Origin of the sequence: Acinetobacter dispersus (assembly GCF_009884975.1) — a bacterium.
GTDB classification, from domain to species: domain Bacteria; phylum Pseudomonadota; class Gammaproteobacteria; order Pseudomonadales; family Moraxellaceae; genus Acinetobacter; species Acinetobacter dispersus.
This window is the reverse complement of record NZ_CP041970.1, coordinates 1,341,356-1,361,586: the sequence shown is the minus strand read 5'-3', so window position 1 is coordinate 1,361,586 and position 20,231 is coordinate 1,341,356. Positions and strand designations below refer to the sequence as shown.

21 protein-coding genes and 1 riboswitch are annotated in these 20,231 nt (G+C 40.2%); of the genes, 14 read left to right on the top strand and 7 right to left on the bottom strand.

The window, feature by feature from the left end:
• Positions 1–42 precede the first annotated feature (42 nt).
• Positions 43–1,386, top strand: a complete 1,344-nt coding sequence (locus FPL17_RS06160; protein ID WP_159883965.1) for a hypothetical protein — start codon at positions 43–45, stop codon at positions 1,384–1,386.
• A gap of 17 nt (positions 1,387–1,403) precedes the next feature.
• Here the strand turns inward: FPL17_RS06160 and FPL17_RS06155 are convergent, their stop codons facing one another.
• The gene (locus FPL17_RS06155) at positions 1,404–2,366 is read right to left on the bottom strand and encodes a helix-turn-helix transcriptional regulator (protein WP_228277595.1); all 963 of its coding nucleotides are present in this window, start codon (positions 2,364–2,366) and stop codon (positions 1,404–1,406) included.
• Positions 2,367–2,730: 364 nt separating this feature from the next.
• Here FPL17_RS06155 and FPL17_RS06150 point away from each other — a divergent pair, with 364 nt between their 5' ends.
• The 8 genes from FPL17_RS06150 to FPL17_RS06115 all read left to right on the top strand — a co-directional run bounded on the left by FPL17_RS06150 (position 2,731) and on the right by FPL17_RS06115 (position 10,882).
• Positions 2,731–3,609 (top strand): MaoC family dehydratase, encoded by an 879-nt coding sequence (locus tag FPL17_RS06150; protein ID WP_159883961.1) that lies wholly within the window; start codon positions 2,731–2,733, stop codon positions 3,607–3,609.
• An 18-nt stretch (positions 3,610–3,627) separates the two neighbouring features.
• Complete coding sequence (locus tag FPL17_RS06145; RefSeq protein ID WP_159883959.1) at positions 3,628–5,907, top strand: molybdopterin-dependent oxidoreductase; 2,280 nt, start codon at positions 3,628–3,630, stop codon at positions 5,905–5,907.
• Positions 5,908–6,199: 292 nt separating this feature from the next.
• Entirely contained in the window at positions 6,200–7,231 is a 1,032-nt protein-coding gene (moaA, locus tag FPL17_RS06140; protein ID WP_159883958.1) for a GTP 3',8-cyclase MoaA, read from the top strand.
• A 24-nt stretch (positions 7,232–7,255) separates the two neighbouring features.
• On the top strand, positions 7,256–7,507 hold the full coding sequence (locus tag FPL17_RS06135) for a MoaD/ThiS family protein (protein ID WP_005188996.1): 252 nt from the start codon (positions 7,256–7,258) through the stop codon (positions 7,505–7,507).
• Between the two features lie 2 nt (positions 7,508–7,509).
• A complete protein-coding gene (locus tag FPL17_RS06130) occupies positions 7,510–7,974 on the top strand; it encodes a molybdenum cofactor biosynthesis protein MoaE (protein WP_159883957.1) in 465 nt (154 codons plus the stop codon).
• 91 nt (positions 7,975–8,065) lie between these two features.
• Entirely contained in the window at positions 8,066–8,989 is a 924-nt protein-coding gene (moaCB, locus tag FPL17_RS06125) for a bifunctional molybdenum cofactor biosynthesis protein MoaC/MoaB (RefSeq protein ID WP_159883956.1), read from the top strand.
• Positions 8,989–10,218: a molybdopterin molybdotransferase MoeA gene (locus tag FPL17_RS06120; RefSeq protein ID WP_159883955.1), complete on the top strand. Its 1,230-nt coding sequence runs from the start codon at positions 8,989–8,991 to the stop codon at positions 10,216–10,218. Before moaCB ends, FPL17_RS06120 begins: the two co-directional genes overlap by 1 nt.
• Before the next feature lie 181 nt (positions 10,219–10,399).
• Positions 10,400–10,882 carry a winged helix-turn-helix transcriptional regulator gene (locus FPL17_RS06115; RefSeq protein ID WP_005188988.1) on the top strand — a complete coding sequence of 161 codons (483 nt, stop codon included), beginning with the start codon at positions 10,400–10,402 and terminating at the stop codon, positions 10,880–10,882.
• Between the two features lies 1 nt (position 10,883).
• Here FPL17_RS06115 and FPL17_RS06110 read toward each other — a convergent pair whose 3' ends face one another.
• Positions 10,884–12,281, bottom strand: a complete 1,398-nt coding sequence (locus tag FPL17_RS06110; protein WP_159883954.1) for an aminotransferase-like domain-containing protein — start codon at positions 12,279–12,281, stop codon at positions 10,884–10,886.
• A 125-nt stretch (positions 12,282–12,406) separates the two neighbouring features.
• Between FPL17_RS06110 and FPL17_RS06105 the strand changes: the two genes are divergently transcribed.
• Positions 12,407–13,270: a DMT family transporter gene (locus FPL17_RS06105; protein WP_159883953.1), complete on the top strand. Its 864-nt coding sequence runs from the start codon at positions 12,407–12,409 to the stop codon at positions 13,268–13,270.
• A gap of 8 nt (positions 13,271–13,278) precedes the next feature.
• Here the strand turns inward: FPL17_RS06105 and FPL17_RS06100 are convergent, their stop codons facing one another.
• The 4 genes from FPL17_RS06100 to tusD are packed head-to-tail and all read right to left on the bottom strand — an operon-like array spanning position 13,279 to position 14,679.
• Complete coding sequence (locus tag FPL17_RS06100) at positions 13,279–13,590, bottom strand: TusE/DsrC/DsvC family sulfur relay protein (RefSeq protein WP_005188985.1); 312 nt, start codon at positions 13,588–13,590, stop codon at positions 13,279–13,281.
• Positions 13,591–13,629: 39 nt separating this feature from the next.
• A complete protein-coding gene (locus FPL17_RS06095; RefSeq protein ID WP_005212130.1) occupies positions 13,630–13,905 on the bottom strand; it encodes a hypothetical protein in 276 nt (91 codons plus the stop codon).
• Between the two features lie 11 nt (positions 13,906–13,916).
• Entirely contained in the window at positions 13,917–14,267 is a 351-nt protein-coding gene (locus FPL17_RS06090) for a hypothetical protein (protein WP_005188979.1), read from the bottom strand.
• A 43-nt stretch (positions 14,268–14,310) separates the two neighbouring features.
• Complete coding sequence (gene tusD / locus FPL17_RS06085; RefSeq protein ID WP_151716454.1) at positions 14,311–14,679, bottom strand: sulfurtransferase complex subunit TusD; 369 nt, start codon at positions 14,677–14,679, stop codon at positions 14,311–14,313.
• A 68-nt stretch (positions 14,680–14,747) separates the two neighbouring features.
• Between tusD and FPL17_RS06080 the strand changes: the two genes are divergently transcribed.
• From FPL17_RS06080 to FPL17_RS06065, 4 genes are all read left to right on the top strand, one after another.
• Positions 14,748–15,755 (top strand): SDR family NAD(P)-dependent oxidoreductase, encoded by a 1,008-nt coding sequence (locus tag FPL17_RS06080; RefSeq protein ID WP_159883952.1) that lies wholly within the window; start codon positions 14,748–14,750, stop codon positions 15,753–15,755.
• 115 nt (positions 15,756–15,870) lie between these two features.
• The gene (fumC, locus tag FPL17_RS06075) at positions 15,871–17,265 is read left to right on the top strand and encodes a class II fumarate hydratase (RefSeq protein WP_159883951.1); all 1,395 of its coding nucleotides are present in this window, start codon (positions 15,871–15,873) and stop codon (positions 17,263–17,265) included.
• Between the two features lie 114 nt (positions 17,266–17,379).
• Positions 17,380–17,871, top strand: a complete 492-nt coding sequence (locus FPL17_RS06070) for a hypothetical protein (protein ID WP_159886809.1) — start codon at positions 17,380–17,382, stop codon at positions 17,869–17,871.
• 136 nt (positions 17,872–18,007) lie between these two features.
• Positions 18,008–18,097: riboswitch (glycine riboswitch) on the top strand.
• Positions 18,098–18,276: 179 nt separating this feature from the next.
• Entirely contained in the window at positions 18,277–19,521 is a 1,245-nt protein-coding gene (locus FPL17_RS06065; protein WP_005188968.1) for a D-amino acid dehydrogenase, read from the top strand.
• Between the two features lie 47 nt (positions 19,522–19,568).
• Here the strand turns inward: FPL17_RS06065 and FPL17_RS06060 are convergent, their stop codons facing one another.
• Positions 19,569–20,216 carry an A1S_1983 family putative colistin resistance protein gene (locus FPL17_RS06060; protein ID WP_159883949.1) on the bottom strand — a complete coding sequence of 216 codons (648 nt, stop codon included), beginning with the start codon at positions 20,214–20,216 and terminating at the stop codon, positions 19,569–19,571.
• Positions 20,217–20,231 lie beyond the last annotated feature (15 nt).

Here is a 20,231-nt window from a genome sequence, read left to right as displayed (position 1 = left end):
TTTATCATTGCTTAGGTCGATAGCAAAATGTTAGGAGGACATATGTTTAAGACCATTAATTTTATTGCATGCCTTAGTTTGATGACATTTGGTTTAAGTGCTTGTGGAAATAACTCAAATGAAGAAGTTGGATTGGTCACGCCACCAGTTGCAGAAACAAGTGACTGTTTTTGGCAAGGACCTTATGTCATAGAAAATCCTGAAACGAATTTTGCTTATCCTGATACGGGAAGCAGCTATTGGAGTGCAAAATACACCCTACCTGAAGGTGCCACGCTTAGAATCAAAGGCGATTTCCCTTATGCACGATATATGTCGATTAACAGCTATAAAACAGATGCATCACCAGCCGATGCGATTAGCGATAGCAGCATTATTCCAAATAAAAATGCAGTAAATCCATTTGTTGATGGGAATATCAGAAATAGTCCAAATCGCGCATATACTTTAACTATTGCTGCAGGTGATGTACCCACAACTCGAACAGCCAATACACTTTATGATGCAGCAAAAGACGGTGAGGCGGCAGTGCTAGCATATCGTGTATATGTACCCAACAAAGGGAAAGATCTTCTCGGTGGAGTGAGTTTACCTAAAATTGAACTTACCACCAGACAAGGGCAAGTCCTAAATGGTGAAGCTGCATGTATGGCATTAAATACCGAGAATAAAATACTCATTATTCCGCTGGTTCCAGCAGATACCTATGCTCAAGCCAGAAAGAACAACCCTGCGAAAGAAATTCCAATTTGGCGATCAAGTTATAATATGGCATATACCTTGCAGTGTGACTTTTACGGTATTTGTGATACCAACCCTGTTCGTAGAGTAGCTTTTTATGCAAATCTTGATAATCAATATATCGCCACTTTCTTAGATCGTAGTATTAAACCGATTGTTGTCATTCGCGGTAAAATTCCTACTGTACCAAAGACATTAAATGGAGAGGAACGTTTTGATAGTAAAAATACGCAGCTTCGTTATTGGTCGATGTGTCAGAATGAGTTCTATTCGCAGAAAGTAACAGATTGTTTGTATGATGAAAATATTACGATTAATCCTGATGGTAAATATACTATTGTGACGGGTTTAGAACGTGATCGTCCAAGTAATGCAACAAAAGCATGTGGTGTTGAATTCTTAAAATGGCCTGAGAATGGTGATGGTTTTTCTATAGTTCAAGGTCATACGGATCATAAAAATGATGCCCGAGTGATTGTTCGCAATATGTTGTCATCAAGTCATTTTCACAATGCAGTTCAAAATACTCAAACACCTGGAGATGAGCAGGCAATCATGGGTGAATATTTACCGCAGGCACAATATTACACTCAAGCAGAATTCGAAGCACTGGGTTGTAATCCGTATCAAAAATTAAATTTCTGATGCGATAAAAAAACGAATTATGGGGTGGGGTTACATAGCCTCGCCCTATATTGTTTTGGAGTCATTCCAAACCAGACTTGAAATGCTCTTAAAAATTGGCTTTTTGCCTTATAACCCAATAGTGCACTGATTTGCTGTGAGGTAAATTGTTGTACTACAAGATATTCAATCACTCGCTTTTTACGGACCTCGAGCAAGATATCATTGAAGGTCGTATTTTCACTGTTTAATCGCCTTTGTAAGGTTTTAACACTCATACTCAATGAGTTTGCTATGGTTTTTATGTTCGGATTCAGGAAACCTAGTGTCGTACAAATGACGAGGTTTATTTTCTCTTTATAAGAGATTTCAGGAAATTGTTTTTCAATAGAATTGATGAACGGATTGATTAAGATGGTTGCATCTAAGGCTGTATATTCAGTGCAATTGTAGATTAATTGATTATTTGCTTGCTCAAAAAGTGGATAAGTCCTAAATGTTTTTAAATAAATTCCAAGATCAATAAGATCAGGCTTATGCTCAAACTCAATTTGATTCGGCCAATGGTTTTGTAAATGGGCGATCATGCGTGTAACGGCAAGCATTGCGCCTTCAACTTGGTGGTAACTGAAAAGCTCGGGGAGGTTTGGTCTAAAAATAATGTGAATACTATGTCCTGTTTCTTGTAGATCAATATCGACAACTTCGGTCAAGATTTTGAAATAATGAACAATTAGTCGTATTAAAAAAGCACTAGGTAAAGGAATATTTTTATTTAAAGCTGGCCCTAAAGAAAGTGTGACGATTTTATAAAAAGGTGAGAGCTTAATATCACCACTATCGATGACTTTCAGACCTAAGTTTGGCTCATTAGCAAGAGTAACAATGGTTTTAATTTCTTGGCTTACAATTTCAAGTGGGATGCGTTCTCCTGAAAAATTTTCGAGTACGACCCAATCTTTTGAAATTGACTCATACAGTGCTAGTTGATCATTTTTCATCGCCCATAAATAGAATCCCTTTCTATTATTCAAAACAACATATTTATGAACGCTAAATCCCTTTTTCATTTTTTGAATATATTTTGGCTAAAAAAGATATATTAGCGATTAAGGGAATTAAAGAGAAGGCATATCAGTTTTCTTTATCAAATTGCTTTTTCAATAGATCTAGCTAACAACGGAATAGAAGTTCTAGGCATCTATTTATTGTTAAATTTATGATGGGTGCACTTGACCTTTATTAAAATGAGTTCTATTTTGGAACTTAATTGATTTTCGACCATGTCAGGCTTGTCTAATCAAGACTCGAATTAACCCAGCTATGGTTTGAAACTGAGAAAAATAAAAGGAACAGGAGTTTCATATGTTTGCGATTCGTTACCAACAGATTCCATTGCAATTTTTATTTGAACATCAGGCAACTTTAACAGGGCTTGGGAAAATCTGTTTGCGTAGTCTCAAAAAGCATAAGCACACGCAACAAGCCGATTGGCACTCATTAGCATCGATGAATGAAGTGATTGACCCACCAAGCCTTGAATTGATAGACCATTATGTACGTTGGAGTGGTGCTGAACTGACTAAATATCAAGACACCATCCCACCACATATGGTGTCACAATGGGGACTGTCATTTGCAACACGATTATTGCTCCAAACTCATTACCCATTGAGTCAAGTCATCAATCAAGGCGTCAGCCTGAAAATTCATGGCAAGCTTCCACGAGATCAAAAGTTGCTGATCCAAGCCAAGATTGCCAATGTCGATGAACGTAATGGACTAGCACGTGTTTCTGTGCAAATTACCACAGGTATAATCACACAACCTGAGTTAGTCGAAACAGTGCTGCATATGGCATTTATTCTGCCGCATTTTGAGAAAACTAAACGTGTAGAAACAGTAGATCATAAAACTTGGCAGCATTTAGGTGAATGGTCTGCGACAGCAGATGATGGTTTTAAGTTTGCCTTATTAACAGGTGACTTTAATCCGATTCATTGGATTACACCATTAGCTAAATTATCAAGCTTTGGTCAAAAAGTGCTGCATGGCTTTGGCGTATTCGCACGTAGTTTTGAATTACTGCCAGAACCAATTCAGCAAATCGATGTCCGATTCCTAAAACCTGTCAAACTTCCTTCAGAACATAATCGAGTGGAAACCTGTACTGAGCAGATGCAAAAGTATGTCCGTGTTGTCGGCTCGGCAGGGCAAATCTGTTTAATGGGTCAATATTCATAAAATAATAAGGTGAGAAAAATGACGACTGCCACAGCAATCAAACAGGATGTAACCGCTTGTATTCTATGTTCACGTAATTGTGGACTCAGTGTAGAAATTGAAGACAATCAGTTCAAGAAAATTAAAGGCGATGAACATCATCCTTTCTCGCAGGGATATATCTGTCAAAAAGCCGCACGTTTACAGCATTACCAACAACATGCTGATCGTTTAACTTCACCGTTAAAACGTCAGTCAGATGGTTCCTATCAAGAGATTAGTTGGGATCAAGCTATTCAGGAAATTGCTGAGCAGCTTGTACAGATTCGAAATACCCATGGTGGAACTGCATTTGCATCGGTTGGTGGTGGTGGACAGGGCAATCACTTGGGTGCAGCCTATGGCCGTCAGTTGCTCTACGCTATGAAAAGCTTCTATGCCTACAACTCTTTGGCGCAGGAAAAAACAGGTGATTTCTGGGTGAATGGACGTCTGTTTGGCAGTCAAGCTTGTCATACCACCGAAGATGTGGAATATGCAGATTATGTGTTGTTTATCGGAACCAATCCTTTTCAGGCGCACGGTATTCCAAATGCCAGAGATACCTTAAAACATATCAAAAAAGATTCAAACCGAACCATGGTGGTGTTTGATCCACGCGTGACCGAAACGGCTAAACAAGCCGATATTCATGTGCAATTAAAACCAGGTACGGATGCTTATCTGATGTCGGCTATGATCGCGATCATGCTGCAAGAAGGGTTATACGATCAACAATTTATTCAGCAGCATACCCATGGTTTCGATCAGGTTAAACAAGCTTTCTTGGCTGTTCCAATTGACGAATATATTCAAAAAGCCGATGTTTCAGTTGAACTGATATACCAGATTGTCCGCGATTTTGCTCAAGCGCAACATGCTTGTGTCCGGATTGACCTTGGTATTCAACACACCTTAAACACCACTTTAAATGGTTATTTGGAAAAGCTTTTATATTTGCTGACAGGAAATTTTGGTAAACAGGGTGGCAATAATCTACATACCATGTTTATTCCGATTTTGACCAACACTGATGAGCGCAACCCAAAGTATCGCCGTACGGTTTATCATAAAATGTTCCCGATTTCGGGTTTCTTTCCACCGAATATCTTGCCCGATGAAATTCTAAAAGCAGGGGAAAAGCGAATTCGTGCGGTGTTTGTGGACAGCTGTAATCCTTTGTTGACCTATCCAGATACCGCAGCATATGAGCAAGCATTCCAGTCGCTTGAGCTATTGGTGGTGGTCGATGTGGCAATGACTGAAACAGCACGTTTAGCGCATTATGTGTTACCTGCACATAGCCAATTTGAAAAGTGGGAATTCACAGGGTTTAATTTGGAATTTCCTAAAAATGGTTTTCACTTACGCCATCCACTTTTCAAAGCCCAAGGCAATAGTTTACCTGAGGCCGAGATCTACACACGTTTGCTTGAAGCTATGCAAGTGATGCCGAAACAGTTTCCTATCCTAAGTAAAATTGCAGAAAAAGATTCGGCCAATACCGCGTATCTTGCTTATTTTGCTGCACTTGGTGCAAACTTTGCGAAAAATAAAAAGCTAATTCCTTATGCGGCATCGATTGTATATCGCACCTTGGGTAAGACTTTGCCAAATGATGCAGCCTCTACAGCCTTATTACTTCCATTGTGTATGCAATATGCGGTTCAGCACTATAAAGCGGTTAAGCAAGCAGGATACGAAGGTAATCGATTTAATCTAGGCGTTAAGTTATTCCAGACCATTTTGCAGCGACGGTCGGGTGTGGTGTTGTCGCAACATGACTATGCTGATGTGTGGAGCCTGATTGCTTATAAAGACAAAAAAATTCGGTTGGCAATTCCTGAAATGTTTATCGAGTTAGCACAGTTAAAACAACAGTCTTTGACCTTAACCGATGCCTATCCCTTTATTTTGCTTGCAGGCGAGCGCCGTAGTTATAACGCCAATCAAATTTATCGTGATCCTGCATGGCGTAAAGTTGATGCCGAAGGTCGCTTGAGAATGAATCCTGATGATGCATTGAGTTTTGGCGTTGAAACAGGTCATGTGCTGCAATGTATTTCTGAGCATGGCAAGATTCAGGTCACGGTTGAACTCGATGAAGGAATGCGCAAGGGCGTGGTGTCTTTACCACATGGTTATGGCTTACGTTATCGCGGTGGCGAGCCAATAGGGCCGCAATTGAATCGTCTAACCTCTACCCAGCATTGTGATCCTCTGTCAAAGACGCCATATCATAAATATGTACCCGTTCGATTGGAACGCTTGAGTACTTAGACGATCGGTGGGTTGATTTAATCAGATATTTGCACCATCTTATTGCATATGAAATAAAACATGCCATGGGATGGTGCAAAGTAATTTGAACAAAAATACTCAGGACAAAACCTATTTTTGTTTATAGATTGAAAGAGTTGCTTGTTTTATTGAATAAGCAGCATCGGCAACACGGATAGGGTAAAACTGGAATAATTATTGCTGTAATAAAAACAATTCACTGTGATGAGTAAAACAAGGACGCACAGAACTTGTGCTAAACCCAGTTCAAAGATTCACAATATGAGTGCATATGATGAAGCATGAAATAGACGACACGAGTATAGCGATCTTACAAGATCAGTATGGTCGTATTAAGCGCAAGTTACGGATTTCCGTGACGGACCGTTGCAATTTCAAATGCATTTACTGTATGCCTGAACATCCTGAATGGATGAAAAAACAAGATCTACTCAGTTTCGAGGCATTGTTTGTTTTCTGTCAATATATGGTTGGACAGGGCATTGAAAATATCCGTATCACCGGTGGTGAGCCTTTGATGCGTCAAGGTGTGGTGCATTTTATCCGTGATTTGCAAAGTTTAAGAGCTTTGGGGCTAAAACGTATTTCAATCACAACCAATGGTCATTATTTGGCGAAGTATGCTGAGCCATTGAAGCAGGCAGGTTTGGATGATCTCAATATTAGTTTGGATAGCCTTGATCCGCTTCAATTTAAACAACTGACTAAAAAAGAGCTTGCCCCTGTATTTGCTGGTATTGAAGCCGCAACAAAAGTTGGTCTGCCATTCAAAATTAATTGTGTACTGATGCAAGGTCAGAATGATGACCAAATTGTGCCGATGGTGAAATGGGCCAAACAGCATAATATTCCGTTGCGTTTTATCGAATTTATGCCGCTGGATGGTGATCAGCACTGGACAGATCAAGCCGTGGTCAGTGAAGCGGAAATCTTAAAGCAGCTCTCAGCGCATTATGATATTCAGGTCTTAGAACAACAGCATGAACCTGCACGCCTTTATCAGCTTGATGGCCAATATAAACTCGGTATTATTTCAACCATTACCCATTCATTTTGTGGGGACTGTGACCGAATTCGATTGACGGCTCAAGGTGAGTTATATAATTGTTTATTTGCAAGACAAGGTCTAAATATAAAACCTGATCTGCAACAGGCAATCAAACAAAAAGCTGAACTCAAGCCGTTAGCATTTCATCAACTTGATCAAAAAATTAAGCCTTATATTTGGAATAAGGCGCAGGGTTATCAGGCAATACAACATCAGCAAGCACGTAAAATTAGTATGCATATGCTTGGTGGTTAGTGAGGAAAGTTGTTTGGAGAAAATATGCAAACCATTGAGATAAAAATAGAAGCCTTTGGCGCAATTGAACGGTTATTACCCAAGGCGCTGGCATTTGAGTTTGCAAAAGATCAAATGGTCAAAGATGTACTGTCACATATTACCAATCTTTATCCAGATGCCAGCCCAGCGATGGAAAAATGTGCTTGTGCGATTGGTGAGGATATCGTGACACGTCAAACCGCATTAGAAACATCCTGTACTTTAGTTTTGTTGTCACCAGTGGCGGGAGGATAAATATGCGTGAATTTGCCCGCGTCCAAGATCAGGCTTTAAGCCTCGATCACTTTGATCCGATTCAATCATTTCCTGAATGCGGTGGGGTTGATATTTTTATTGGAACTGTGCGTAATCACCACGAAGGAAAAGCGGTTAAAGCACTGAAATATACCTCTTATACGCCTGTCGCAGAAAAGATGATTCGCGCAATTGAACAGGAAATCAAAGATAAATATCAGGTTTCTTATGTACGTGTCATGCATCGGATAGGTTACTTGGATGTCAGTGAAACCGCGATTATCGCGATTGCCTATGCAGCACATCGCCGTGAAGCCTTTCAAGCCTGTGAAGAGGCAGTAGAGCGGGTCAAACATGAAGTGCCGATCTGGAAAGAAGAGTTTTTTATGGATGGCACCAGTCAATATGTAGAAGGCTGTTGTATTCGTAAAGATCAAACCGATGATGTTCAAGCGACCCCCCCCTAAGTCCCCCTTTATTAAAGAGGGATTTACCCGTGCATCACCATGAAAATTGTAGCCATGAGCATACACACGAATAAAGCGTCAGGAAGTTAAAATGAAAAATGTTGGGATGAAACCCGAGAGTTATCGTGTTGCAGAAGCGCAAGCGATTTTACATGCACCCGCACATTGCATTCAGTTATTGCGAGACGGTAATACCGAAAAAGGTGATGCTTTAAAAACTGCACGTATCGCAGGTATTTTAGCCGCTAAACGTACCGATGAGCTGATTCCACTCTGCCATCCATTACCGATTTATCGTGCCGATGTCGATTATGATCTACATGACGACCATGTGGTGATTCTGACCACAGTTGAAACCATTGGCCCAACAGGTGTGGAAATGGAAGCTCTAACGGCTGCGAGCTTAGCGGGCTTAACCTTATATGACATGCTTAAACCGCATTGTGAGCCAGAAGAGCTGTGTTTAGATCAGTGTAAATTGCTGAAGAAGAAGGGTGGAAAATCACACTTTAAACGTACTTTACGCCAACCTGTTTCAGCGGCTGTAATTGTACTGTCAGATACAGTTGCAGCGGGACGTAAACCCGATACCGCAGGTAAGTCCGTGGTTGAGACTTTGACTGAAGCAGGCTTTGATCCGATTCATTATCAAATTTTGCCCGATGAAGCTGATCAGCTCAAAGATTTAGTCTTAGAGCTGACCAAATCTTATGCATGCATTATGACGGTCGGAGGTACTGGTATTGGTCAGCGTGATATCACTGTGGATACCCTGGAACCACTATTAGAACGCAAACTCGACGGCTTAATGGAAGCGGCACGTTCATTTGGACAAAAACGCACGCCATATGCAGCCATGTCACGCGGTGTTGCAGGCTTTATTGACCGTTCATTGCTGGTGACCTTACCGGGAAGCCGTGGTGGTGCGAGCGAATCGATGGCGGCAATCCTACCAGCCTTAGTTCATATTTTTGATGTCTGTCGTGATTTACCACATCCGGGAGGTTATGAATAATGTCAGGGTGTGGTGCTGAAAAAGGCTTGATCAGTATTGATGAGGCATTAGCGTTGGTGCAAACCCAACCGAAAGCTTTAAAAGTTGAGACATTGGCTTTATCCGATGGTCTGAATCGCTATTTAGCCAAAGCTGTCTGTTCAAATGTGGATCTACCGAGTTTTTCACAAAGTGCCGTCGATGGTTATGCACTGAATAGTGCTGCTGATCAACTGCAAGATGCAGTCTTTGACGTGATTGGTGAAATTAAAGCGGGTAGTGAATCTGAATATCAGCTCAAAGATGGGCAAGCGATTCGTATTTTTACAGGCGGGAAAACACCTGAGGGCACAACGCATGTTGCTCGACAAGAAATTGTCGTCGTTGAAGCCAATCAAACCATTCGCTTGACTGAACACATTCAGCCTCAAGCGGATATTCGTTTTGTCGGTGAGGAAGTGCAACGGGGGCAGCAATTGGCGGATGTTGGACAAAGAATCAATATTGGTGCACTGGCAGCCCTAAGTATGGCGGGTGTGCAAAGTATTGATGTTTTTCAATTACCTAAAGTGGTTGTGGTCATTACAGGGGATGAAGTTGCTGAAACCCCTGAGGACTTGCAGGCAGGGAAAGTTTTTGATGCCAATGGCCCATTACTGAAAGCTTGGTTGCAAGACTATGGCATAGATGCGGAAATCTTACATATCGCAGATCAAGCTGCTGAGGTGACGCAGTGTTTTGAGCGCTTAAAACAACAATATGATCTGATCATAACCACGGGTGGTGTTTCCGTCGGTGATTATGATTTTGTTCGTCCATGTGCATTTGAAACAGGTTTTGAGCAAATCTTTTGGAAGGTAAAACAAAAACCCGGCAAGCCATTATTCTTTGCCGAATACACACAGCAAGATCATCGTTGCTATTTGTTAGGCTTACCCGGTAATCCTGCCGCCGTGTATGTGTGTATGCAAGTCTATGGCAAAGCTTTGCTTGATGCCTTGCAGAACCAACGCCAACCTTTGCAGTGGTTGAGTGGCGTACTGACCCATGATTTAAAATCGGATGCACGTGAACGTTTCTTAAGAATGCAGGCTTATTTTGATCAAGGGCAGCTCAAGCTACAAAGCTTGGCGAAGCAGCAATCGCATATGCTGAGCAATTTAATGCAAGCAGATAGTCTGGTACGTATCCCAGCCAATACAAAATTGGAAGCAGGACAAATCCTTTCTGGGCTATTCATTTACAACTAAATTGTTTTGATGAATTTATGTAAAATGACTGAATATTGGTATTTTTAGCCAAGTGCCAATATTGCATCTGATGGATAAGGTAGTTTAGTGTATATTTTATATTGTTTAGGTTCTAAACATGACGGTTCAAGACATAGATGTCTTTTAAATAAAACTTTAAAAAAATGACTAGGTGATAATAATGAAATGGGACGAAATTGGCGACCAGCCATGTTCAGTGGCGAGGACGCTTTCAGTATTAGGTGATCGTTGGACAATGCTCATCTTACGTAACGCATTTATGGGTATACGCCGTTTTGATGATTTTCAGCGTAGTTTAGGGCTTACACGCCATGTACTTTCAGAGCGTTTAAAGCGTTTGGTTGAGCATGGAATTTTGACTAAAGTGCCGTATGTTGATCGTCAGGAGCGTTTTGAATATCAACTGACCGATAAAGGTTTAGATCTCTATCCAATCATTCTCTCAATGGTGCAATGGGCCGATAAATGGATGGATTTAGGACTAGGTAAACCTGTTGAATTTACCCATAAAAGTTGTGGTCGGAAAATCAATCCCAAAGTGGTGTGTTCTGAGTGTGATGAACCAATCAAAGCCAAAGATGTTCGTGTCGCGGCTGGGCCCGGTTATTTCGCTTTTATCGAGCAAAAAAAGCAAAGTGCCTGAGTTATAAATTTTGTTGTTCTGTCTCTTGTTGAATGGCATGAGATAGAACCTCAAAAACTTTGGGTTGCAGTGATTGCGCTACATTAAAACGAATAAAGTTTTTGAAATTTTGGCTCTGGCTAAATGCATTTCCTGGCGCCAAAATCACGCCATTGTCTAAGCAGCGTTGTGCAATACGCGCTGTATCGAAGTGGTGCGGTAATTCACACCATACAAATACCCCAGCAGTGGGCTTAACCCAGATTTTGATTTCCAGCTTTTCAAGTTGTTTGATTGTTGCATCCATTGCTTTAGATAAACGGACTTTCAATTCTTCTAGGTATTTACGATAATTTCCATCAGTTAATGCAGCATACAAAATTTCTGAAGATAAATTACTCCCTCCAAAGCAAGTCGCGATTTTGATATCCGTTAAATCCTCAATCCATTCTGTTTTGGTTGCAATATATCCTGTACGGACTGAGCCAGATAAAGTTTTAGAAAAACTGCCGATGTGAATGACACGAGATAAACCATCCAAAGCTGCGAGACGCGGGGCACTATGCAGTTCTAAATCTGCAAAAATATCATCTTCAATCACGATCAAATTAGATTGCTCAACCAGTTTTAACACCTGATAAGCCGTTGATGCCGTTAACACAGCACCAGTCGGGTTATGAATGCCTGAGTTGGTAATGTAGAGGCGTGGATTGTAGTTTTGGATCGCCTGCGAAAATGCTTCAAGATCAGGTCCAGTCGGCGTATAAGGGACACCGATGATTTGTATCTGATGAACTTTGAGTAGGGCATGAAAGTTGAAATAACATGGATCATCAACCAGAACCACATCGTTCGGTTTAAGAAAATAACGACAAATTAAATCGATCGCCTGCGTACCTGAATCTGTCAATAAGATCTGATTTGGACGCGCTTCAATGCCTTTGCTCAAGATTCTTCTTGAAAGTAATTCACGTAGAGGTGCTAGTCCTAAAGGTGTTGAGTAATCAGTCAAAATGTTGGAAGGGGCTTTAGATACCTTGCGAATGGCTTTGCGGATATTTTCGTGTGGCATCCAGTCATCAGGTAACCAACCACATCCTGGTTTTAAAACATCTGGCTTTGCTTCCAAGGCTTGTCTAGAAATCCAGAGTGGATCAATACTGCGATCAATCTTTGGGTGGATTTCAGAGATAGACAAGGGTGCAAGTGGTCCTGCAACAAAAAAGCCCGAACCTGTTTTGGCTTCAATAATCCCTTGAGAGGCAAGACGTTCATAAGCTTCAACAATGGTTGAAATAGATAAATGCAGCAAGCCAGCTAAAGCGCGAACTGAAGGTAGACGAGAACCTGGCAGTAAAGAGCGGGTTTTGATTTGTTCATGAATGTGCTGGATCACGAAATCAATTTTTGTACTTTTCATCTCGATCTATCTTTAAACTGTATGGGTTAGTAAGCCAATACAGTTATTTAGAATTGTACTGTACTGTGTATGGTGCTTAAACCATAGCACAGTTTAAATTCTTCATATAGATTTGGAGAATTTAAATGAAAACTTTCAGTAGTGGTTGGATGAATGGTTTGATCGGTGTGATTATTTTTGCCGGTTCACTACCAGCCACACGCGTTGCGGTTATGGATTTCAGCCCTACCTTTTTAACTGCTGCTCGTGCCGCAATAGCGGGTCTTCTTGGTTTGGCTTTGATTCTATTATCACGTCAGCAATTACCAACGAGAAAAGATTGGTTGCCCTTATTTTATGTTGCGATAGGGGTTGTAGTTGGCTTTCCGCTATTTACAGCCTTAGCACTTCAATATGTCAGTGCTGCACACACTATTGTCTTTGTCGGTTTATTGCCTTTGGCGACTGCTATTTTTGGTGTGCTACGAGGTGGAGAAAGACCGAATTCAGTTTTTTGGTTATTCGCAGTTTTAGGTGCTTCACTGGTTTTTGGGTATATGTTAGTCCAAACGGGGAGTTGGGCCTTTAACTATGGTGATATTTTCATGTTATTGGCCATTATATTCTGTGGTTTTGGTTATGCCGAAGGTGGAAAACTCTCCAAGCATTTGGGAGGTTGGCAGGTGATTTGCTGGGCATTGATTATTACATTGCCGATCATGCTGCTCATTTCATATCTATATATGCCTGTGAGCTTTGATCAAATTTCAACATCGGCAAAACTTGGTCTGGCTTATGTGTCTTTATTTAGTATGCTGATTGGTTTTTTCTTTTGGTATAAGGGCTTGGCACAAGGCGGGATTGCAACAGTTGGGCAACTCCAGCTATTGCAACCAATCTTTGGTTTGGCGATTGCCGCAGTCTTATTACATGAACAAGTAAGCCCAGCCATGTTTGGCGTCACAATTGCAGTGATTGCCTGTGTTGCTTGTGCCAAGAAATTTGCGTAAATAAAAAATTATAAACAATTTGCTGGTTTAGGTACGCCAGCTAAACGACTTAAATGGCGAGCGACTAAACCTGTATTAAATTTCTGCTGCAATGTTGCATTATCAATTTCAGGACTAACGGTTTTCATTAAAAACTTAATCAGTGGCCGTGTTGCTGGTGAATGTCCAAACTGTTGGTAAAACTGGCGGACAGCATGCAGAATTTCAAAATGCCAATCTGTTAACTGTAAATCTAGAGAATTTGCTAACTCCTGAGCAACATCTTGATTCCAAATGGTGTAATCAACCAAATGGCCGTCTTGGTCTAACTCTAACTGCATAAAATAGCCTAACAAAATTTTAGATGAACCGAATAAATATTATTTCAATGAAATACAACGCTTAAATTTTAAGACTAAATCTGCAAATTGCGTATAGTTAATTGCTTGAATCTGATCTTTAACTTCATCGGGAAGAAGACTGTATTCATTGGTTAAACAATAAATGTTGTGATAAACCTTGGTAAGGGATGTCGGTACATGAATCGCTGCTTCACCCATAATTACGATACAGTCATCAGATTGTGCCATTTTTGCTAGCTCAGACCAAATCAGATCAGCTGTAGATTGAACTAAAATGAGTGTTGTTTTTTCCATAGCGAGACACCTTACCAATACAGAATATGATCAAATGATTGAATAAACTCAGGATTCATATCAATAAATTCAATGTCCTGATCGGTATTTTTAACTATGCTAAGTTCTTGATTTTTAGATTCAATTAGAATTGGAGTTAAATCGTAGAACTCGAAACTTTCGACCATATTGGCTGCAATTTTGAACTCGTGTTTAAATTGATCAAATTCTAAATTATTGTTTAATAAGCTAAGAGCCGCAGACTTTAATAATACTTTGACAGAAATACCAAAGGTTGCTAAAACCATAGTTGCGGACAAGCTTTCATTGACTTGCAAACTTGTTAAGTTAGGTTGCGTTAGGATGACGAGTACAGATTTCACACAATTTACCTTTTCAAAGCAACACTCTAGTAAAGAACTTTAATTAAAATTGAATTAATCGAGAACAGCTTTGCACTGCGTCAGCAAGCTCTCCGAGACCAACCAATTCAAAACTATTGGCTAAGTTGTGCTGTTGGAGTGAATGACGTTTTGCATTGTCCGCATCAGTGATTCCCCGAGCAAGGGCAGCACTGACACAGACAGGGAGTCGGATGCCAAGCTTTTGCCATTCTTGTTTTAGATTGCGTTGATCATCAGGAAACCACTGTAAGTCATTCGCGACCTGAACACCATCTTGGTAAAAGAAGACACGAAATTCTTCATGCTTACTTTGTAAAGCTTGAGCTAAACCAAAAGCATGCCAAGCCATAATGGATGTAGGCGCAGAAGTAATTAGCAGTAGTGTACTCATGGAATATTCACTATGGTCATAATTGGCAAAAATGATGATGGACAGATTTAAGGGAAGGTAAGTATACAATGATTTTGGTGACAGGTGGTTTAGGCTTTATCGGTTCACACATTGCTTTGAGTTTATTGGCTCATGGGCAAGAGATTGTCATTGTAGATAACTTAGCCAATTCCACCTTGCAGACCTTGGAACGTCTGGAATATATTTCAGGAATGTATATCCCATTCGCGAAGCTTGATGTTCGTAATACACCAGCCCTGAATAAAGTGTTTGAGCAGTATTCAATTGATACTGTTATCCATACCGCCAGTTTTAAATCATTAGAAGAATCGGCTCTAAAACCTCTTGAATATTATAATGATAATGTTAGCAGCATCATGAGCTTATTAAGAGCAATGCAACGCATGGGAGTCAGACAGTTAATCAATTTGTCTAGTTTAGCGGTTTATGGCCAATCAAGTGCTGAACTTAAGGAAGAGACTGAGTTTAATTATAAATACTCCAATCCTTACGTTCGATCTCAGCAAATGGTTGAAGATATTATTGCAGATACATATCGTGTGGATCCCGAGTGGAGGATTGTAAATTTGCGGTTGTCCAACATTGTTGGTGCATTTGAGCATGGTGTATTAGGCGAATTTGTTACTCAACTGCCTAAGAATATCGTGCCATTGGCTTTACAAGTTGCCGCTATGCAGCGTGAATGTATTGAATTGCAGAATCAGGCTCCGACTATTGATGGAACTGTTGAAAGAAGCTTTCTGCATGTTTTAGATGCATGTGATGCCATTTTAATGACCCTAAATTGGATAAGTTCCCAGAACAACTGTATGGAGTCATTTAATATTGCACATTCACAACTGACCTCGATTCAAAACTTATTAAATGAAATTGAGAAAGTGACTCAGGCGAAAGTGCATGTTCAGCCCGCAGTATTTCAGCATGATGAGATTGCCCAATTAGGTGCAATCATTGATAAGGCAGAGAAAATTCTTAACTGGTCGCCTAAACGACCTTTAGCGCAGATGATTGAAGATGAATGGCGCTTTTATCTAAATACCTTAAAAGGTAATTAGGATAATGATTCTTATTTACAATTATATCTGCTTTGATTAGGATAACGGCAACTAGCCAAAGCATCACTTTGCTTCAGCCCGTGAGAACTTTAACCAAATAGAGTAGAGGTTGTTTATGCAAATGCGAATTGAACACGACACAATGGGTGACATTGAGGTCCCGAATGAAGCCTTATGGGGTGCGCAAACGCAACGAAGTTTACAAAACTTTAAGATTGGTCAAGAACGCTTGCCACGTGCCATGATTCGAGCAATGGGTTTGGTGAAAAAAGCTGCTGCTATTACCAATGCTGAATTAAAACAACTTCCTGAAGATTTAAGCCAATATATCGTTGGTGCTGCTGAAGAAGTGATTGCTGGACAATGGGATTCGCAATTTCCATTAGTGGTTTGGCAAACTGGTTCTGGTACGCAAAGCAATATGAACTGTAATGAAGTGATTGCCAATATTGCCAATCAGAAATTAGGCCAAGTATTGGGTGCACAAAAACCAGTTCATCCAAATGATCATGTCAATCGCGCACAATCAACCAATGACTCATTCCCAACCGCAATCCATGTGGCTGCAAGTATTCAAATTAATGAATTACTCATTCCAGCTGTTGCGAAGCTAAAACATACATTACAGCGTAAGTCAGAAGAATTTGATGATATCGTCAAAATTGGCCGTACCCATTTACAAGATGCGACACCTTTGACTTTGGGCCAAGAATTTAGTGGTTATGTTTCACAATTAGAGCATGGCTTGAAGCGTTTACAGCAAGCACTGTCTGGTTTATATGAATTGCCTTTGGGTGGGACAGCGGTTGGTACTGGATTAAATGCACATCCAGATTATGCGGTTAAAGCAGCGGAGCAATTAGCTGAATTAACTGGTCTGCCATTCGTGACAGCACCGAATAAATTTGAAGCATTGGCTGGGCGCGATGCTGCTGTGTTTGCATCAGGTGCATTAAAAACACTTGCTGTAAGCTTAAATAAAATTGCCAACGATATTCGTTGGCTGGCAAGTGGTCCACGCTGTGGATTCGGTGAAATACGTATTCCGGAAAATGAACCTGGTTCAAGCATCATGCCAGGTAAAGTTAATCCGACTCAAAGTGAAGCGATGACGATGGTTGTTGCTCAAGTTTTGGGAAATGACACAACTATTAATGTTGCAGGTGCATCTGGTAACTTTGAGCTCAATGTATTTATGCCCGTGATTGCTTATAACTTACTGCAATCGATTCAGTTGTTGGGCGATGCATGCAATAGCTTTAACGATCACTGTGCAGTGGGTATTGAGCCAAATCGTGACAAGATCGATCACTTCTTACATAACTCATTGATGTTGGTCACTGCATTGAATCCTGTGATTGGCTATGAAAACTCTGCCAAAGTTGCGAAAACGGCTTATAAGGAAAATAAAACCTTAAAGCAAGTCGCGGTTGAACTGGGTTTAGTGACTGCTGAACAATTTGATGAAGTGGTTAAGCCTGAAAATATGGTGTCACCGAATAGTAAGTAAGCTTTATAGATGAAGTAAAAAATCCTTCTGTTGATAGAGGGATTTTTTATGAGTAGTTTTTATAAAGTGAACTGCGTACAATATAGTTTTGATTTACCTGATTGTTGCTTCATTATGCTGAATATTTATTTAACAGATACCCAAACCAACATCCAATTTTCTGATCTTCCTAATGAAAATCCTGTTAAGTTTCTGTTGAATTTAAAGAAAATCTTTCCGAGCACTGCAGATTTATTATTGCCCGTACTACCTGAGGACAGTAATTTAGAAAATGTAACATGGGAAGCAACATCAAAAGACTTTGAGACATTTAAAAAATTATTGGAAGGTTGGGGAATTATCGAGCTGCGTTTAAGTGCGATCACCACCTATAAAGACAAAAACTTTGCCAATGAACTAGTAAAAAAAGCACAAGTTAGACGTAAGCAAATTACCCAAAGTCAGCCGCAATTATCACTTATTGCTTTGGATTATGTGTTGATGCATGAAATTCATGCGCTGATTGATGCAGAGTTGGTGATGATTGGGGAAAAATTCTATTTACCAACATTGCGTGAACTTTGGAAAGGACAGTTTTCTGAGCAAATTTTGCAATGTAAATTTTAATATTTGCAAGCAGACTTTGAGTCTGCTTTTTTATTGCTTAAGTAACTTGAAATAGAACACTTCTTCACCTACAAACAATTACAAGAATTTAGTGTCGGTATTTTTAGGCGGCATATATATTGCTTATAAGGATATAAATATTATTGCGGGAGAGAAGTTCTTCAATGAACTCGCCGAAGGAGCAACGACCCCGGAAACTCTCAGGCAGAAGGACTGTAATAATAGAAATACAATCTGGAGAGCAGTGCTCAACTTGTAGAAATTAACAATATTTTTCTTCTATGATAAACACTCACCGAAGGGGAAGGCTTAATGATTAATTGGTAATCATCTGCCAAAACTCTCAGGTACCATGACAGATGGGGCTATGCATTGAGAAATGTTATGCATTTCTAGGAGTTTGCTATGCCACATGTTGTTGTCATTGGTGCGGGGATTACGGGTGTAACGTCTGCCTATGAATTAAATAAATTAGGCTATGAGGTGACGGTGATTGATCGTCATCTCTTTCCAGCCATGGAAACGTCTTTTGCCAATGGCGGGCAGTTGTCTGCCTGTAACGCCGAGGTTTGGAATCAAAAGGCAACCGTACTTAAAGGTATTAAATGGATGAGTAAAAAGGATGCACCTTTATTGCTCAATCCATCCTTTAGTGCACATAAATATCGCTGGTTGATTGAGTTCTTAACGCATATTAAAAACTATAAAGCCAATACCATTGAGACCGTACGTTTGGCGCTTTTGGCGAGACAACGCTTGTTTGAGATTGCAGAAAAAGAAAGTATCTCGTTTGATTTGGAAAAGCGCGGCATTTTACATATGTATCACACCAAGGAAGACTATGAGATTGCCAAAAAGGTCAATGATGTGTTGGTTGAAGGAAAGCTTGAACGAAATGCGATTACACCTGACGAAATGAGAGCCATTGAACCCACACTAACAGGTGATTATTTTGGGGGGTATTACACGGCTGGGGATGCAACAGGAGATATTCATAAATTCTCTGTTGGCTTGGCTGAAAAAACTCAGCAAAATGGTGTGAAATATCGTTTTGGCTTAGATGTTGTTGATGTCAAATTTACGCAAGACAAAGCGGTTGTCCACTGCAAAAACAGTTCCGAAAATGTTAATCCAAGCTCGGATGGAATCACTGAAATTATTGCCGATTTAGTTTTGGTTTGTGGTGGTGTAGGAAGTTACCAATTAGCCGATATGCTCGGTGATAGTGTGAATGTTTATCCTGTCAAAGGCTATTCAATTACCGTGCAGCTGAAAGATGAGCGTAGTGTAAAAAATGCGCCGTGGGTGAGCTTACTTGATGAAAGTGCCAAGATTGTGACCTCTCGCCTCGGTGCTGATCGTTTACGTATTGCAGGTACCGCTGAGTTTAATGGATATAACCGAGATATTCGTGCAGATCGTATCCAGCCTTTAATTAATTGGGTCAACCAAAACTTTGATATTTCAACTGAGCATGTTGTGCCGTGGGCAGGTTTGCGTCCAATGATGCCGAACATGCTGCCTGTGGTAAAACAGGGTAAGCAACCACGAGTGTTTTATAACACTGGACATGGACATTTGGGCTGGACTTTGTCTGCGGCAACAGCGGTATTGATTAGCCAAGAGATTGCAGAAAAATTCCCAAGCTGAATCAAAAAAGCCGATGTGAAAACATCGGCTTTTAAATGTTAAGAGCATTAATCGTAGAGGCGGTAGATACCTGTAAATCTGCCACAATCTTTTTGTGCAGATTTAATAATCAATAAGGTTTTTTGAAAATCAAACTGATATTGGCATTTTTTTTCATTATCAATGATTTGGTCTTTTTGTTCAGGCGTACTATATGCCAATAAAGACAAGGTTTGAGTTTCTAGACGATTATTGGGATTGCGGTATGCAGTGCCTTCTATTTTGAGTTTATCCTTATCCAATTGATGGATCTGTAAATGCACAGGTTGAGCTGCTAGTTTACCGTGCTCATATTTCAAATAATGCTGTGTCAAGGTTTGGTTCATTGAGGTATAAAAATTCAAATCATCCAAACGTGCATCAAATTGCTGCTGATAACAGCTTTTGCTTTTGCACTGCTGTACTTGATTCAGCCACAGAGTTTGGGTGTCATGTAATAACTGTAATGGGGCATCGGTCACCAAATAAGCGGTTAAAAATTTGGCGTTGAGCTTCAGACGCTGCTCTTTATATTGCTTAGAGCAGATTTTTTGCGCTTCCAAATCCTTGCTTGTACAGTCAATTGATTCCGCATAGGCAAATGTTGAGCAAAAACAACTCAATGTGATGATGTAGCCAGATTTCTTTAATTGATTTCTTACAGTGTTAAACAGCATAATCACTTATACTTT

What these genes read in the sequence shown, in the direction of transcription:
- FPL17_RS06160 (WP_159883965.1), top strand. Translation starts at nt 43, where the DNA reads ATGTTTAAGACCATTAATTTTATTGCATGCCTTAGTTTGATGACATTT.
- FPL17_RS06155 (WP_228277595.1), bottom strand. Translation starts at nt 2,366, where the DNA reads ATGAAAAATGATCAACTAGCACTGTATGAGTCAATTTCAAAAGATTGG.
- FPL17_RS06150 (WP_159883961.1), top strand. Translation starts at nt 2,731, where the DNA reads ATGTTTGCGATTCGTTACCAACAGATTCCATTGCAATTTTTATTTGAA.
- FPL17_RS06145 (WP_159883959.1), top strand. Translation starts at nt 3,628, where the DNA reads ATGACGACTGCCACAGCAATCAAACAGGATGTAACCGCTTGTATTCTA.
- moaA (WP_159883958.1), top strand. Translation starts at nt 6,200, where the DNA reads ATGATGAAGCATGAAATAGACGACACGAGTATAGCGATCTTACAAGAT.
- FPL17_RS06135 (WP_005188996.1), top strand. Translation starts at nt 7,256, where the DNA reads ATGCAAACCATTGAGATAAAAATAGAAGCCTTTGGCGCAATTGAACGG.
- FPL17_RS06130 (WP_159883957.1), top strand. Translation starts at nt 7,510, where the DNA reads ATGCGTGAATTTGCCCGCGTCCAAGATCAGGCTTTAAGCCTCGATCAC.
- moaCB (WP_159883956.1), top strand. Translation starts at nt 8,066, where the DNA reads ATGAAAAATGTTGGGATGAAACCCGAGAGTTATCGTGTTGCAGAAGCG.
- FPL17_RS06120 (WP_159883955.1), top strand. Translation starts at nt 8,989, where the DNA reads ATGTCAGGGTGTGGTGCTGAAAAAGGCTTGATCAGTATTGATGAGGCA.
- FPL17_RS06115 (WP_005188988.1), top strand. Translation starts at nt 10,400, where the DNA reads ATGAAATGGGACGAAATTGGCGACCAGCCATGTTCAGTGGCGAGGACG.
- FPL17_RS06110 (WP_159883954.1), bottom strand. Translation starts at nt 12,281, where the DNA reads ATGAAAAGTACAAAAATTGATTTCGTGATCCAGCACATTCATGAACAA.
- FPL17_RS06105 (WP_159883953.1), top strand. Translation starts at nt 12,407, where the DNA reads ATGAAAACTTTCAGTAGTGGTTGGATGAATGGTTTGATCGGTGTGATT.
- FPL17_RS06100 (WP_005188985.1), bottom strand. Translation starts at nt 13,590, where the DNA reads ATGCAGTTAGAGTTAGACCAAGACGGCCATTTGGTTGATTACACCATT.
- FPL17_RS06095 (WP_005212130.1), bottom strand. Translation starts at nt 13,905, where the DNA reads ATGGAAAAAACAACACTCATTTTAGTTCAATCTACAGCTGATCTGATT.
- tusD (WP_151716454.1), bottom strand. Translation starts at nt 14,679, where the DNA reads ATGAGTACACTACTGCTAATTACTTCTGCGCCTACATCCATTATGGCT.
- FPL17_RS06080 (WP_159883952.1), top strand. Translation starts at nt 14,748, where the DNA reads ATGATTTTGGTGACAGGTGGTTTAGGCTTTATCGGTTCACACATTGCT.
- fumC (WP_159883951.1), top strand. Translation starts at nt 15,871, where the DNA reads ATGCAAATGCGAATTGAACACGACACAATGGGTGACATTGAGGTCCCG.
- FPL17_RS06070 (WP_159886809.1), top strand. Translation starts at nt 17,380, where the DNA reads ATGCTGAATATTTATTTAACAGATACCCAAACCAACATCCAATTTTCT.
- FPL17_RS06065 (WP_005188968.1), top strand. Translation starts at nt 18,277, where the DNA reads ATGCCACATGTTGTTGTCATTGGTGCGGGGATTACGGGTGTAACGTCT.
- FPL17_RS06060 (WP_159883949.1), bottom strand. Translation starts at nt 20,216, where the DNA reads ATGCTGTTTAACACTGTAAGAAATCAATTAAAGAAATCTGGCTACATC.